Source organism: Mariniflexile aquimaris (genome assembly GCF_042676825.1).
In the GTDB taxonomy this organism is placed as follows: domain Bacteria; phylum Bacteroidota; class Bacteroidia; order Flavobacteriales; family Flavobacteriaceae; genus Mariniflexile; species Mariniflexile aquimaris.
Genome location: NZ_JBHTIB010000002.1, coordinates 911,362 through 925,439, shown reverse-complemented (window position 1 = coordinate 925,439; position 14,078 = coordinate 911,362). Strand labels below are relative to the sequence as shown.

Below are 14,078 nucleotides of genomic sequence, written 5' to 3'. Positions count from 1 at the left end.
ACCATGAAACAAAACATTCACAATTTAAAACATCTTGAAGAACGCAGAAAAGCACTCAGAAAAAATTTAACATCTGCTGAAGCTACTTTGTGGAAATACCTTCAAAAAAGCCAATTACAAGGTAGAAAATTTAGAAGGCAACATAGCATTAAAAACTTTATTGTCGATTTTTATTGTGCGAAAGAAAAGCTCATTATCGAATTAGACGGCGCCTATCATTTAGACTTTGCACAACAACAATACGATTTTGAACGAACAAAACAACTAGAGTTTTTAGGTTTCAATGTTATTCGCTTTGAAAACAAATTAGTGTTTGAAAATTTACAGGGAGTTTTAAATGAAATTATTAGCAATTTTAAAAATGGCGAATAACCACCTCGTCTTCTATTTCGAGGTGTCGAAATAGAATCCACTCCTCCTTCAAAAGGAGGAGAATTTCCTAGTCATTTGACTAAAAGTTAATCGGTATTTAAATCCTTCACTTTTAAAGGGAAGGTGGATTAATTCGTCATTGCGAACAACGTGAAGCAATCTGTTTATTTGGGCGTTACCCTTTTCCTGAAACAAGTATAGGAGCTGGGTCGGGCTTAAAGTTTATCCTGAGCGCAGTCGAAGGGTTACAATCTTTTTTTCGTGCCTCAAAAAAGGGTTTCCACTACTATCCCTAATGCAATTCAGAACTTCCAATTATATACAAGTCTAAATTTAATGAGATTCCTGTCTTCACAGGAATTTATTATTTCACCAGCACACCTCGTGCTTCCATTAAAGGAATTGGCTGTAAAGCTTTTAAATTAATGGTGTTTTTTCTAAACAAATAGGTTTTATCGAACATTCTGTTTCCTTCAAAAAAAGACACTTTAAAAGTGTTGTTTAATGCAAATAATTCTTCTTGCATCAACTCTATTTTGGCGTAACTTTTTTTAGGTAAAACATCTAGCTTTTTCCTAAAGGTTGATGTTATTTTTTCATCGGTGTAACCCGTGCTAACAATAAGCACCATTTCTAAATCAACTTCTTTGGTATTGATAATATAGGCGTTCCAATCTTGAGTTTTATAAATATCGTTATACTCATTAACAACGGCAATATAAACGTCTTCAACCTTAGGGATTTCAATATCTTTTTTCAAAATTATAACGCAGATTTAAACTGCTCTAAAAACCTAACATCGTTCTCGCTTAGTAAACGAATATCGCTTATTTGATGCAGTAGCATAGCTATACGGTCTACTCCAACACCAAACGCAAAACCAGAATATTCTTTAGAATCGATTTTACAGTTTTCGAGCACGTTAGGGTCTACCATACCGCAACCACCAATTTCTAACCATCCGGTTCCTTTGGTTATACGATAATCTGATTCTGTTTCTAAACCCCAATACACATCTATTTCTGCACTTGGTTCTGTAAATGGGAAGTACGACGGACGTAAGCGTATTTTACTTTTACCAAACATTTGGGTAGTAAAATATTGAAGTGTTTGTTTTAAATCTGCAAAACTTACATTCTTATCTATATACAAACCTTCTACCTGATGAAAAAAGCAGTGCGAACGCGCCGAAATGGCTTCGTTTCTATACACGCGACCTGGTGAAATAGTACGAATAGGTGGCTGATTATTTTCCATATAACGTACCTGTACCGAACTGGTGTGGGTACGCAATAAGATATCTGGATTGGTTTGAATAAAGAAGGTATCCTGCATATCGCGTGCCGGATGATATTCTGGCAAGTTTAATGCCGTAAAATTGTGCCAGTCGTCTTCAATTTCCGGACCTTCACTTACATTAAAACCTATGTTTGAAAAAATATCAATAATTTGATTTTTTACTATGGATATAGGATGACGCGCACCCAATTGAATGGGATCTCCTGGTCTTGATAAATCGCCATAAACCCCTTTTACCTCGACTTTACTCTCAAGCTCTTCTTTTAAGGCATTTACCTTATCCTCGGCTGTTTTTTTAAGGGTATTTATGGTTTGTCCGAATTCCTTTTTCTGATCGTTTGCAACGTTTTTAAACTCTGCAAAAAACTCATTTAGAAGTCCCTTTTTACCCAAAAATTTTATTCTGAAAGCTTCTACCTCTTCTTTAGTTTGTGCTTTAAAGGCTTCGGCTTCGGCTATTAATTCTTTTATCTTGTCTATCATAACATCCTTAATAAGACGGCAAATTTAATCAAAATATCCTCATTACGAAGCGGAAACTACCAACTAATCTTTTAAAAAGTAAAGCAATTGCCATAGCCAACAAACAATTTACTTGGTAATGTCTTTAAAAAGTTAACTGGTTGCGTTAGGGATTGAAGTGGAAATCCTTTTTTGCAAACTGATACGCCTTCTCTTTTGATTATGAGATTGCCATAGAAAATTAAACTATTTCTTTGGGATGACACAAAAAAGATTGCAACAGAAAGCCCGACCCTTGTGGTAACGCCCAAAAATTAATCGATATATTCGGTTTCAAGAAAATAGTTTACTATGGCTTCTTTCATTAAAACACTTTGTTCGCCAGCTTTTAAATTTGGCAAACTTTCTATGGCTTTATAATGCGGCCAACCTTCGGCATCGACAAAATCTAGCGTGTAATAGCCATAAGGAGTTAGTAATTTACAAATAGCTATATGCATTAAATCGAGCTTCTGTTCTTTTTTAAATTCCCGATCTAACTGCCCTAATTCTTGCACGCCAATTAAATATATTATGGCATCAAGATCCAGAAGATCTCCATCGGCAAATTGATTTGATAGCTTTGTTACTACCAGTTGCCAGCGCTCTTTTAATTGTTCGTCTCTTGCCATTTTTTACTAATGAAAATTATTGTTTTAAAGGAGCAAAGTTAATAAACCTCAGGTCTGTTTGCCGTATCTCTTCCTAAAAAATTATATATTTACAGAAACTGATTTTAATGAATGTTTTAGACATAGTTTTATTAGCTTTTTTGGGTTTTGGCCTGTTTAGAGGATTTTGGCGTGGACTTTTTGTTGAAATAGCATCACTTGTTGCTTTGGTAGCCGGTGTTTACGGGGCATTTCATTTTAGTGATTTTGCTGCTAATTTTTTTGAAGCTAAATTTGATTGGAACCAAAATTCCATAAACATTGCGGCTTTTTTTTCTACACTTTTAGTTATTGTAATAGTGATTGCTTTAGCTGGTAAAGCTTTAACAAAAATTGCTGATTTTGCATCCTTAGGTTTGATTAATAAACTTTTGGGAGCGCTTTTTGGTGGATTGAAAGTAGCTGTAATTTTAAGTGCGATACTTATTATATTTGAAAAAATGAATAGAACGATTCCGTTTACTGTTGAAGAAGACAAAGAGATTTCGACGCTCTACAAACCCGTAAAATCTATAATTCCTTTAATTTTTCCCAGCTTGATTATTAACGGAAAACCAATTGGTGAAGAATTGGAAAGCAACGAATTAACTATAGAAAGTGGATTCTTGTATTTATAGGAATGAGCATCTAATCTAAATGGTAAATTTCCATGATGTTTTTTAGAATGTCGTCGAAATTAATTTTTAAGTCGATTAGTTTTCCTGTATGTATATCGAACACCCAACCATGTACTTTTAAGCCTCTGTCTCTATACGCTTTTTGTACTGCCGCCGTTTTAATAAGATTTACACATTGTTCCTGCACATTTAGTTCTACAAGGCGATCGTACTTTTTTTCTTCATCGGTAATGGCATTTAATTCGGTTTTATGAATTCTGAACACATCGCGAATGTTTCTTAACCATGGGTTTAAAATACCCAGATCTGCCGATTGCATGGCGGCATGCACACCACCGCAGGCATAATGCCCACAAACAACCACATGATTTACCTTTAAATGATCTACCGCATAATTAACAACAGACATCACATTTAAATCGATACTAATTACCATGTTGGCAATATTTCTATGAACAAACACTTCGCCCGGGCCTAATCCCATTAATTCTTCGGCGGTTACACGACTATCTGAACACCCGATAAACAAAAGTTCTGGATTTTGGCCTTGGCCCATATGCTCGAAATACTGTGGGTCTACAGCGAGCTTTTCTTTAATCCATTTTTCGTTGTTTTCAAATACTTTGTCAAGATTCATAGTAGCACATTTATTTGACTTCAATATACATCAAATAATTAATTAAAGTGCTTTTATATCGGATGAAGAAATCCAACCTGTTTTGCCGTCTTGAATTTTTATTTTTTTCCAGTTATTAACGGTATCTAAAACCTGTACTTTTGTGCCTTCGTGTAAGGTAAACGATTCTTCGCTATTAGAATTTGGTGCTTCTTTAACCTGACTTTCTTGCGCAAAAACAATCGCCGGTTTATCGCGCTTATCTAAGTTAAACTTGTGAAACGCGAATATTAAACTCACACACATTAAAAGCAATGATGCCATACTTCCTAAAAAAGTAAGACGCTTTCTTAATGTAGAGTACGCAAAATAATAGATTAAAAACAATACCACAAAACAAAACACAAAAGCAACAGATACTTTTGCCCAACCATCAAAAGTCATAGTATTAGCAGCATTATTTAATACTTTTGATAATCCAGCTTCTGGAATCACATTTATAGCGTCAATGGTCATGTTTTTTGCCAATGCTAAATTATTCTTTATATCGGTATCATTCGGGGCTAGCTTCAACGCTTTTTCGTAATAATAAATACTCGGAGCGACATGATTTAACTTGTAATGCGCATTCCCTAGGTTAAAATACAAATCGGCAGAATGTTTTTTTGTTGCTAAAATAGCTTCATAACTGCTTATTGCGTCAGCATATTTTCCCTGGTTGTAAAAAGCATTGGCTCTTTCAAAAAGCACATTATTTTGCGCAAATAGACCAAGGCTAAACAAAAACGATAGTATGTAGAATTTTGCTTTCATCTTAACGCGCTTGTTTATCAATTAAAGAAATAGTTTTAGCTGCTTTATCATAATCTTCCTGCATGGTAACGATGTCAATAGGCGTATATCGTGCTAATTCACAACTTTCTAAAATTTTATTAAATTCTAAAATAACTTCGTTATCAATCTGCTTTTTCGCAAGTAGTTCATTGATGTTTTCTTTACTTAAATCGCCAGTTTCTATATGTAATTTTGCTTTTAAATAATTATGTAACGCTTTTTCTAACGCAATATAAAAGGCTTCTTTTTTACCCAGCGATTTTTTGGCGTGACTTAAATATTTCTTCGCTAATCTATCGGCTTTTCTAATTTTATTGCCATAAACATCGGCATCTCTGGTAGCTTTTTTGTTTCTGATAACTATGGCCAATGGAATGGCTAAAAATGGTAATAATATTAAACTCCAAAAGCCTTTAGTTTTGAAGAAATAACTGCTATCTACACTAGTAAAATCCGTTTTTGTTTTAATATACGCAAATTGATTATTGCTTAATGTTACGGGTTGTTTTCCATTATTGGCAAGGCCAGAATTATTACCAGCATTATTTAACGGACCAGCTAATACATCAACAATAATTTCATTGGAAGATAACCGCTTATACGTTTCAGAATTCACGTCGAAATATGAAAACGACACACTTGGAATTGGATACTTTCCTTTGTATTGCGGTACTACCGTATAACTATCAGAAATACTTCCTTGCATACCAGACAAGGACGTATTAACGTCTTCGGAATGTTCTGGTTCATAAACCTCTAACGAACTCGGTAACGACAGTTTTGGTAATTTAAACAGTTTTAAATTTCCGTTACCTTTCACCGCAACTTTTAACTGAAACGATTCTGAAGCATTTAGCACTTTTTTTGTGGTACTTACATCGAAACTAAACGACCCTACAGCACCCGAAAAATCTAACGGCTTTCCTGCTTCTGGTAATGGTTTAACTGTAATGGTGTTATTGCCCGCAGACACCACTTTATTAACTCGCGATAAGAGTTGACTTCCAAAAATATCGCGTCTATTGGTAGGTACCCGCAATGCAATATCTAAACTTAAGGGTTCTATATTTAATTTTCCAGTTTTTTGCGGGTATAAAACGGTTTTTCTTAAAACTAAAAACCGGTATTCTTCGCCTTTAAAGGTGCCATTTTGAACTTTCTGACCCTGCGTATCGATGTTCTGGCTCCAGAAATCGTTGTACCTCGGACTATCGATTTCATTCCAATTATCTACCGCAATGTTTGGTGATACGTATAATTTATAAACTACCGTAATGGCTTCGTTTAAATACGGGTTGGTTTTAGAAACCTCAGCAACTAAATGAATATTCTCTGATGCTATATATTCCGGGTTATTTGGGTCTTTAGGAATATCGACCGCAGCAGTAACTTCTATTTTAACGGGTGTTGTTTTGTAGGTTTCACCACCAATATTTATAGTAGCCTGAGAAATCGTAAAGGTTCCGCGACCTTTAGGCGCTAAAAAATAACTGTAGGTTTTGCTAAAACTTCTTACCCCATTTATCCATGAATTACTCACCGATTGGTTGGGTCCGCCAATGACTGTAAAGTTTGAAAAATCTGGCGGATTAAAATTATCGCCATCTTGATTCATTTCAAAATCTACACGCAAGCGTTCGTTAACGCCTAATTTTTGCTTACTAACTTTTGCTTCAAACCTTACTTGTGCTGAAGCTATACTTGTTGTAAGTATGAGAATTAATATCGATATGTATTTTTTGAGTTTCATATTTATTAACGAACAACGATTAACGATTTTTGATGTTTGAATTATTGCTCTTTGATGTTTTAATACTAGCAACAAAAATTGAAATTAACTGATTGTTTTCGTCTATAGCCTTTAAAATAATTTCGTCATTTCCTTTATATAAATTTGCTTTTTTAATTATCCTTAAGCAATTATGACTTTCTCTTAATTCCTTTAAGGAAATCCCCATTTTATGAACAAAATCTTTATGCGATTCCGCACTTCTTGCTTCTCCGTAATTTAGCGCTGGTGCACCAGAAGATCTGATGAGCTGATTTCCATAATAATTTCCCGCGTAATTGTTTTTAACTTCTTCAACGAGATTAATAATTAGGACCGAAAAATCTATAATTCTTTCTTCTAAATCGTTCGTTTTCATCCAATTCTAATTTCAAAATTCGCTAATCGTTAATCAACATTCTATACTACCAATCTTTATCTGTTTTTATTTTGACATCTTTTTGTTTCTCGGCATTCATTTTTTCCTGAACCTTTTGCTCTTGATTGTTCATCGCTTCTAGTAAGTTTTTTACTTGCTGAGGAGACATTTGTCCTTGTTGTGGTTTAGGTTGCTGTGGCTGTTTGTCTTTATCGTCGCCATCTTTCCCTTTATCCTTTTTGTCATCTTTAGGGTTTCCTTTATCATCTTTCTTATCGTCGCCTTCCTTCTTATCTTTATCGCGCTGATCTTTATTATCCTGATCTTTCTTGTCGTCGCCGTCTTTTTTATCCTGATCTTTTTTATCGTCCTGCTTATCCTTATCCTTATCTTTATCGTCTTTATTTTGATCTTGCTGGTCTTTTTGCTTTTCGGCACAAATTTTTGCTATGCCCAAATTATAACGGGTTTCTTCATCGGTAGGGTCGTTTCTTAAGGCATTTTTATAAGCTTCAACCGCTTCTTTACATTTTTTATTCTGCATTAAAACGTTGCCAATATTATGAAATGCTTTGTGTTTTTCTGCTTTTGAAGTAGACGCTTTTGTTGCCTGTTCCAAACGATATAGTGCTTCTTCATAACTGCCTTTTTTAATATAGGAACTTCCTAAATTGTAAATGCCTGCAACCGATGATGCTTGTTCAGAAAGGGCTTTGCGATATTCCATTTCAGCGGAAACAAAATCGTCTTCATTAATTAAATTATTAGCTTCATACACATAATTATTAGCCTTTTTTTGCGCAGCTAATAACGCCTCTTTATTTTGTTCTTGCGAAAAAGAAAGCGATGTTATTAAAGTTATTATGGTTAATAGTATATGTTTCATTTTAATTTTTTCAGTTTATAAATATATAAAACCTAATAAATGCTTATAGTTAAAGGTTTTATAAAAAACCAATTCAATATTTAACCGGAAACGACTGATGATTTTGGATTGCTGAATGACAAATTGCTATTTCCATTAATGTGTACATTTCAAAAATCGTTGTTCTAAATTCGTTATTCTCTATAGGTTTTCGTTAAACAGATTTAGTTTTTTCAACCAAGCGGTTTTGCGCTCTAATAAGAAAATATCAAGTAATAAAAAGAAAACGGCAAAGCCTAAAAACCATTGAAACTGGTCTTTAAAATCTGAAAATTGTTTGGTTTCAAATTCCTTTTTATCCATAGCATTTAAAATCTCGCTAATCGTTTCTACTACCTCATTCGTATTTTTCCCATTTATATAAACGCCATTGGCTAAGGATGCTATGCTTTTGAGCGTTTCTTCGTCTAAACGCGTAATAACCGTTTCGCCCTGGCTGTCTTTTTTATAATTTGCAATCACGCCATTTCGCCTTTCTGGTATTGGTCCGCCATTAACATCACCTACACCAATTGTAAAAATTCGGATTCCTTCTTCATTTGCTTCTTCGGCGACACTTGCTGCTTCTTCACTATGGTCTTCACCATCTGAAATAATAATAAGTACACGATTGGTTTGTTGTTCGTCATCAAAATAGGTTGTTGCTAATCTAATGGCTTCGTTAATCGCAGTTCCTTGAGACGATAACATATCGGTATTCATGTTTTGTAAAAACATTTTTGCCGAAGCATAATCGGTTGTAATTGGTAACTGCGGGAACGCTTTTCCTGCGTAAGCAATAATACCAACGCGGTCGCTTGCTAAATTATTAATGATTTGTGTTACCAGTTGTTTAGCCTTTTCTAACCTGTTAGGCGCTATATCTTCGGCAAGCATACTTTTAGAAACATCGACAGCAAATACGATATCGACACCTTCGCGCTTTACAGTTTCTAATTTAGTACCCACTTTTGGGTTTACCAATGCAATGGCTAAACTGGCAAAAGCCAAACAAAGTACTATAATTTTTAAAACTGATTTAAAAAACGAGGTGTTAGGACTTAACCTTTTAAGTAACTCTTTATCTGCAAATTTACGTTGGGTTCTGTATTTCCAGAATTGAAGCACCAAAAAGAACAGCACAATTACCGGAATAACTGCTAAAACCCAAAACCATATTTTTTCTTCTAATTGATACATTACTTGTTAATTCGTTTTTCGTGGATTTGTTTATCCCCTAAATATCCCCAAAGGGAACTTTTTATTTTCGTTAAACTTGTTGTTTCTTCTCTTTATTCTATTTTCTTTTCGCTTCTAAACAAAACTTCTAAACACTGTGTTCCTTAATAAAAACTCTAAAAGCAAAAGTGCCATGGCTAAAATCACTAATGGTCTAAATTTCTCGTCGTAATTTGAATATTTAAACTCTTCTACTTCTGTTTTTTCAAGCTTATTGATTTCACTATAAATTTCTTCAAGCTTTTTGTTGTTGGTTGCTCTAAAATATTTTCCGCCGGTTACTTGAGCTATTTCTTTTAATAAAACCTCATCGATTTCTACTTGAACACGTGCGTATTGAAATTGCCCAGTTCTTTGGTCTATCGCCACAGGAGAAAGTGCCATACCGTTGGTTCCTAAACCAATCGTATAGGTTTTAATATCGAATTCTACCGCCAGTTCACTAGCTATTTTAGGGTCTATAAAACCTGTATTGTTTACCCCATCGGTTAACAAAATAATAACCTTGCTTTTTGCTTTACTATCCTTTAGTCGATTCACGGCGGTGGCTAAGCCCATGCCCACAGCGGTTCCGCCATCGATAATAGTGTTGTATTTAATATCTCTTAATGAGCTTAAAACAATTGACTTGTCGCTTGTAACAGGTGTTCTTGTATAACTTTCGCCAGCATATTCTACCAAACCAATACGATCGTTGGGTCTGCCTTTTATAAATTCTGCGGCTACATTTTTTAAGGCTTCTAATCTGTTGGGTGATAAATCTTTTGCCAACATACTTGCCGATACGTCTATTGCCATAACAATATCGATACCACGAGTGGTTTTTGTTCTTGTAGATACATCAACCGATTGTGGTCTTGCCAACGCGGTAATTAATAATGCTAAAGCCAAAAGGCGCAAAACAAATAAGCCGTGTTTTAATTTCGGCAACAAAGATGCACTGGTTTTAAAACCTTTTAAACTCGATATTTTTAATTCTGCTGTTTGCTTTTTATGCTTAAAAACATACCAAAGTATGGCTATTGGCAACACTAAAAGTGCCCAAAACCATTGCTTATTTACAAACTCTATTCCTTCAAACATTATTGTTCCGCTTTTTTAAGTTCTATTGAATTTATAATGCGTTCCATTATTTGATCTGCGTAATTATCGTGCTCTTTCCAGGTTAAAACCACTTGCTGCATATAATTTTCGGTCGTAAAATTCAATAAAACATAGTTTCCTCTTTCGAGCTTATTTGGTATAACAGTAGGGAAATCTGCAGAACCGAAAACTTTTAATCCTTCTGCACCATTTGGAGTAACAAACTTCTCATTTTTAACAAATAAGTTTTGAACTCCCATAGACTCCCAGTTTTTAAAACTGCCTTCAACCGCTTTTTGCAAGTCTATTTTATTCTCTCCTAAATTATTGTACTTCGTGGTTCCCACTACGATGTTAAGACTTTCTAACAAGCTTCCGTAACCAAACATAGTTACTTCTATTTGTGCTTTTAACTCTTCTGGCAGCGGCGCATCCATACGCTTTAACACTTTTGGTGTAGAAATAGTTAATGGTGGATAGCCGTATTCGCTAGTTACCCAATCGCCTTCTAACAACTCAATACTATCATGCCCTATTAAAGTGTCTTTTACATAACCAAATCCGTATTTTATAGAAAACCCAACAAATGTTGCCATTAGTAAAAACACACTTATAATAACGGTGATGATTATTTTTTTGCGCTTCTTTTTACGTTCTAATTCTTGTCGGTATTTTTCATCTAAAAGCTTTTCTTCTTCAGATGGTTCTGGCAATGCTTCTTTAACATTATCAATTTCGATATCAATCGTGTTTCTATCTATTTTTGCCAGCTCAATATCTGGAGCTGATTTAGCAAATTTTACCAAATCTGCTCGTTTTAAAATGCTTTCTAAGTTCTTAATATCGTCGTTACTTAAATCAACCTGATTACCTTCTTTAAGTAATTTTAGTCTGCTAATTAACTCGTCTGTCGTACTTTCTAAAGCACGATCGTACACTTTTTCGTCGAGATATTTTCTAATAATAAAGGTAAGTTCGGAATAATATTCTTTTATGGCTTCGGTTTCTAAATACTTGCTGTCGTCTAATTTTTTTAATGCTAATTTTGCTCTGTCGTAAGGTGGTAATAAAGCAATTTGTTCTTCTTCGGTTAATGGTTTTTTTCTCCAAATAAACCAATACATTAAAAACCCAATGGCGCCAATTATCAAGAGTATTATTAACAGACATTTCCACCAATCGCCACCCTGTTTTTTAACTTCAATAATCGGTTTTATATCGTAAAGCCCTTGTTTTGTGGTGTCTACAACTATATTATTTACTTCAACTTGTAAGGAATCGGTGAAAAATGTTTTATCGCCAATAATAATTTTTTGTCTTGGAATCGTGTATTTACCTGAATCAAACTGAGTTAATCCGTACTTTTTAATAAGATTGAATTTGTCTTTGTTTTTTACTGTATCGATAGGATACGATTCAATCATTTCTAAAGGCGCAAATGTTTGTCCTTCTGGGAAAACCACAAAGGTATTCGCTTCGGCGTTAACCGATATTTTATAGGTAATTTGCGCGCCTATTTTTATTTTAGTGGAGTCGATTGAAGAGGTTACCTGCGCGAATGAGAACCAAGATGAAAATACCAAGACGAAAGTAAAAAAGACCGAATACCGAAGACTCATGACCATCGTTTTCATATTCATAATTCGTAATTCGTAATTCATAATGCTCTTATCCTCTTCGTTTAAAATATCCCAACAGTTTTTTCACATAGCTCTCGTCTACGCGACAATCAATAGTTCCTGCACCCGATTTGGTAAAACTATCTCTATAATAATTGACTTTTTCTTTGTAATATTTGCCGTAATTAATGCGCACTTTTTTCGATGCCGTATTAACCAACATTAATTCGCCTGTTTCTTCATCTTCCATCTGTACGATACCAATATTTGGTATCTCTTCTTCGCGTTGATCGTACACTCGAATTCCTGTAACATCGTGCTTACCAGAAACAATTTTCATGGTTTGATGGTAATCGTCTGCAATAAAGTCGGATAACACAAACACAATAGCCTTTTTCTTCATAACATTTTGCATGAATTTTAAAGCTTCTGCCAAATTTGTTTGTTTACTTTCTGGATGAAATTCTATTAATTCGCGAATAATACGAAGCACGTGCGAGCGTCCTTTTTTTGGCGGAATATAAAGCTCGACTTTATCTGAAAATAAAATAAGTCCAATTTTATCGTTGTTCTGTGTTGCCGAAAATGCTAAAGTTGCTGCTATTTCGGTAACAACTTCTTTTTTAAATTGTTCTTTGGTACCAAATAATTCAGAGCCCGATACATCTACCATTAGCATCATGGTAAGCTCACGTTCTTCTTCGTATACTTTTACAAACGGTTCGTTGTAACGCGCGGTTACATTCCAGTCTATGTTTCTAACATCGTCCCCAAATTGATACTGACGAACTTCACTAAAAGTCATACCTCGCCCTTTGAAGGTTGAGTGGTATTCACCTCCAAATATATGATCAGACAACCGGCGTGTCTTAATCTCTATTTTTCGTACTTTTTTTAGTAATTCTTTAGTATCCATTTATTCAGTAAACAGTTTTCAGTCGCAGTTTTCAGTTATCATTAAACCGTTGAGCTTTTTTTAGTATTCAGTTGAGTAAGCAACTGCTTTCTGAGACCGAATACTGGAAACTCTTTTAAGGTACTTCTATTTCGTTTACTATTTTGGTGATGATATCTTCTGAAGTTACATTTTCGGCTTCAGCTTCGTAAGTAATACCAATTCTGTGTCGTAACACATCGTACACAACGGCACGAACATCTTCTGGAATTACATAGCCACGGCGTTTTATAAAAGCGTAACATTTAGCAGCAGTAGCTAAATTGATACTTCCACGCGGTGAAGCTCCAAATGAAATTAATGGTTTTAAATCGGCAAGTTTATATTTTTCTGGGTATCGAGTGGCAAAAATAATATCGAGAATGTATTTCTCAATTTTCTCATCCATATACACCTCGCGAACTACTTGTTGTGCTCTAAGAATTTGTGCGGTAGTTATAACCGAATTCACTTTGTCCCAAGCGCCTTTTAAATTCGCTCTCATAATTAATTGCTCTTCTGCAATTTTTGGGTAATCTATTACCGTTTTTAACATAAAACGGTCTACCTGTGCTTCAGGTAATGGGTAGGTTCCTTCTTGCTCTACCGGGTTTTGAGTAGCCATTACTAAAAATGGTTTGTCAAGTTTAAAAGTTTCATCGCCAATAGTAACCTGCTTTTCTTGCATGGCCTCAAGCAACGCCGATTGCACTTTTGCAGGTGCACGGTTTATCTCATCCGCCAACACAAAATTTGCGAAAATCGGACCTTTTTTAATAGAAAAGTCATTTACCTTCATGTTGTAAATCAAGGTTCCTGTTACATCGGCAGGTAATAAATCGGGGGTAAATTGTATTCTACTAAAACTGCCATCTACAGCTTGCGCCAAGGTATTAATGGCTAAGGTTTTTGCGAGTCCTGGAACACCTTCAAGTAAAATATGTCCTTGTCCAAGCAATCCAATAAGCAAACGTTCTACCATATGCTTTTGCCCAACAATGACTTTGTTCATCTCTAGCATCAATAAATCAACAAAAGCACTTTCCTTTTCAATTTTCTCGTTAATTGTTTTAATATCAATTGTACCTGCGTCTTCTATCATTTTTATTATTTTTAAAAGCCCGAATATAGTAAGCTTATTTGAGCAGTGCAAATTGTTAAAATTTTTCTTTGAACCCTGTTAAAGATTGGTTAAAATAATTTTTATCAATAGTTAATAATAGGTTAAATGCAAAAAGAGCA

At 34.6% G+C, this 14,078-nt stretch carries 15 protein-coding genes; 2 read left to right on the top strand and 13 right to left on the bottom strand.

Annotated elements, in window-relative coordinates; genetic code table 11:
- The first annotated feature begins 3 nt into the window (after nucleotides 1-3).
- Entirely contained in the window at nucleotides 4-372 is a 369-nt protein-coding gene (locus tag ACFQ0I_RS04130) for an endonuclease domain-containing protein (protein WP_379939615.1), read from the top strand.
- Between the two features lie 364 nt (nucleotides 373-736).
- Here ACFQ0I_RS04130 and ACFQ0I_RS04125 read toward each other — a convergent pair whose 3' ends face one another.
- From ACFQ0I_RS04125 to ACFQ0I_RS04115, 3 genes are all read right to left on the bottom strand, one after another.
- A complete protein-coding gene (locus ACFQ0I_RS04125) occupies nucleotides 737-1,132 on the bottom strand; it encodes a hypothetical protein (protein WP_379939613.1) in 396 nt (131 codons plus the stop codon).
- 2 nt (nucleotides 1,133-1,134) lie between these two features.
- The gene (gene pheS / locus ACFQ0I_RS04120) at nucleotides 1,135-2,154 is read right to left on the bottom strand and encodes a phenylalanine--tRNA ligase subunit alpha (RefSeq protein WP_379939611.1); all 1,020 of its coding nucleotides are present in this window, start codon (nucleotides 2,152-2,154) and stop codon (nucleotides 1,135-1,137) included.
- 293 nt (nucleotides 2,155-2,447) lie between these two features.
- Entirely contained in the window at nucleotides 2,448-2,804 is a 357-nt protein-coding gene (locus ACFQ0I_RS04115; protein ID WP_379939609.1) for a hypothetical protein, read from the bottom strand.
- 107 nt (nucleotides 2,805-2,911) lie between these two features.
- Between ACFQ0I_RS04115 and ACFQ0I_RS04110 the strand changes: the two genes are divergently transcribed.
- On the top strand, nucleotides 2,912-3,460 hold the full coding sequence (locus tag ACFQ0I_RS04110; RefSeq protein ID WP_379939607.1) for a CvpA family protein: 549 nt from the start codon (nucleotides 2,912-2,914) through the stop codon (nucleotides 3,458-3,460).
- A 10-nt stretch (nucleotides 3,461-3,470) separates the two neighbouring features.
- On the opposite strand, the gene ACFQ0I_RS04105 is transcribed toward ACFQ0I_RS04110, so the two are convergent.
- The 10 genes from ACFQ0I_RS04105 to ACFQ0I_RS04060 all read right to left on the bottom strand — a co-directional run bounded on the left by ACFQ0I_RS04105 (nucleotide 3,471) and on the right by ACFQ0I_RS04060 (nucleotide 13,938).
- Complete coding sequence (locus ACFQ0I_RS04105) at nucleotides 3,471-4,097, bottom strand: carbonic anhydrase (protein WP_379939605.1); 627 nt, start codon at nucleotides 4,095-4,097, stop codon at nucleotides 3,471-3,473.
- A 42-nt stretch (nucleotides 4,098-4,139) separates the two neighbouring features.
- Nucleotides 4,140-4,889, bottom strand: a complete 750-nt coding sequence (locus ACFQ0I_RS04100; protein ID WP_379939603.1) for a tetratricopeptide repeat protein — start codon at nucleotides 4,887-4,889, stop codon at nucleotides 4,140-4,142.
- 1 nt (nucleotide 4,890) lies between these two features.
- A complete protein-coding gene (locus ACFQ0I_RS04095) occupies nucleotides 4,891-6,660 on the bottom strand; it encodes a BatD family protein (RefSeq protein WP_379939601.1) in 1,770 nt (589 codons plus the stop codon).
- Between the two features lie 19 nt (nucleotides 6,661-6,679).
- Nucleotides 6,680-7,057, bottom strand: coding sequence for a four helix bundle protein (locus ACFQ0I_RS04090; RefSeq protein ID WP_379939599.1), 378 nt, complete (start codon nucleotides 7,055-7,057; stop codon nucleotides 6,680-6,682).
- Nucleotides 7,058-7,103: 46 nt separating this feature from the next.
- Nucleotides 7,104-7,943: a tetratricopeptide repeat protein gene (locus ACFQ0I_RS04085; protein WP_379939597.1), complete on the bottom strand. Its 840-nt coding sequence runs from the start codon at nucleotides 7,941-7,943 to the stop codon at nucleotides 7,104-7,106.
- Between the two features lie 180 nt (nucleotides 7,944-8,123).
- Nucleotides 8,124-9,161, bottom strand: coding sequence for a vWA domain-containing protein (locus ACFQ0I_RS04080; protein WP_379939595.1), 1,038 nt, complete (start codon nucleotides 9,159-9,161; stop codon nucleotides 8,124-8,126).
- A 114-nt stretch (nucleotides 9,162-9,275) separates the two neighbouring features.
- Nucleotides 9,276-10,283, bottom strand: a complete 1,008-nt coding sequence (locus ACFQ0I_RS04075; protein WP_379939593.1) for a VWA domain-containing protein — start codon at nucleotides 10,281-10,283, stop codon at nucleotides 9,276-9,278.
- Entirely contained in the window at nucleotides 10,283-11,944 is a 1,662-nt protein-coding gene (locus ACFQ0I_RS04070; RefSeq protein ID WP_379939591.1) for a BatD family protein, read from the bottom strand. Before ACFQ0I_RS04070 ends, ACFQ0I_RS04075 begins: the two co-directional genes overlap by 1 nt.
- A 7-nt stretch (nucleotides 11,945-11,951) precedes the next feature.
- Nucleotides 11,952-12,818: a DUF58 domain-containing protein gene (locus ACFQ0I_RS04065; RefSeq protein ID WP_379939588.1), complete on the bottom strand. Its 867-nt coding sequence runs from the start codon at nucleotides 12,816-12,818 to the stop codon at nucleotides 11,952-11,954.
- Nucleotides 12,819-12,933: 115 nt separating this feature from the next.
- Nucleotides 12,934-13,938 (bottom strand): AAA family ATPase, encoded by a 1,005-nt coding sequence (locus tag ACFQ0I_RS04060; RefSeq protein WP_379939586.1) that lies wholly within the window; start codon nucleotides 13,936-13,938, stop codon nucleotides 12,934-12,936.
- Between the last annotated feature and the right edge of the window lie 140 nt (nucleotides 13,939-14,078).

What these genes read in the sequence shown, in the direction of transcription:
- ACFQ0I_RS04060 (WP_379939586.1), bottom strand. Translation starts at nt 13,938, where the DNA reads ATGATAGAAGACGCAGGTACAATTGATATTAAAACAATTAACGAGAAA.
- ACFQ0I_RS04110 (WP_379939607.1), top strand. Translation starts at nt 2,912, where the DNA reads ATGAATGTTTTAGACATAGTTTTATTAGCTTTTTTGGGTTTTGGCCTG.
- ACFQ0I_RS04100 (WP_379939603.1), bottom strand. Translation starts at nt 4,889, where the DNA reads ATGAAAGCAAAATTCTACATACTATCGTTTTTGTTTAGCCTTGGTCTA.
- ACFQ0I_RS04085 (WP_379939597.1), bottom strand. Translation starts at nt 7,943, where the DNA reads ATGAAACATATACTATTAACCATAATAACTTTAATAACATCGCTTTCT.
- pheS (WP_379939611.1), bottom strand. Translation starts at nt 2,154, where the DNA reads ATGATAGACAAGATAAAAGAATTAATAGCCGAAGCCGAAGCCTTTAAA.
- ACFQ0I_RS04115 (WP_379939609.1), bottom strand. Translation starts at nt 2,804, where the DNA reads ATGGCAAGAGACGAACAATTAAAAGAGCGCTGGCAACTGGTAGTAACA.
- ACFQ0I_RS04105 (WP_379939605.1), bottom strand. Translation starts at nt 4,097, where the DNA reads ATGAATCTTGACAAAGTATTTGAAAACAACGAAAAATGGATTAAAGAA.
- ACFQ0I_RS04095 (WP_379939601.1), bottom strand. Translation starts at nt 6,660, where the DNA reads ATGAAACTCAAAAAATACATATCGATATTAATTCTCATACTTACAACA.
- ACFQ0I_RS04080 (WP_379939595.1), bottom strand. Translation starts at nt 9,161, where the DNA reads ATGTATCAATTAGAAGAAAAAATATGGTTTTGGGTTTTAGCAGTTATT.
- ACFQ0I_RS04090 (WP_379939599.1), bottom strand. Translation starts at nt 7,057, where the DNA reads ATGAAAACGAACGATTTAGAAGAAAGAATTATAGATTTTTCGGTCCTA.
- ACFQ0I_RS04070 (WP_379939591.1), bottom strand. Translation starts at nt 11,944, where the DNA reads ATGAATTACGAATTACGAATTATGAATATGAAAACGATGGTCATGAGT.
- ACFQ0I_RS04130 (WP_379939615.1), top strand. Translation starts at nt 4, where the DNA reads ATGAAACAAAACATTCACAATTTAAAACATCTTGAAGAACGCAGAAAA.
- ACFQ0I_RS04075 (WP_379939593.1), bottom strand. Translation starts at nt 10,283, where the DNA reads ATGTTTGAAGGAATAGAGTTTGTAAATAAGCAATGGTTTTGGGCACTT.
- ACFQ0I_RS04065 (WP_379939588.1), bottom strand. Translation starts at nt 12,818, where the DNA reads ATGGATACTAAAGAATTACTAAAAAAAGTACGAAAAATAGAGATTAAG.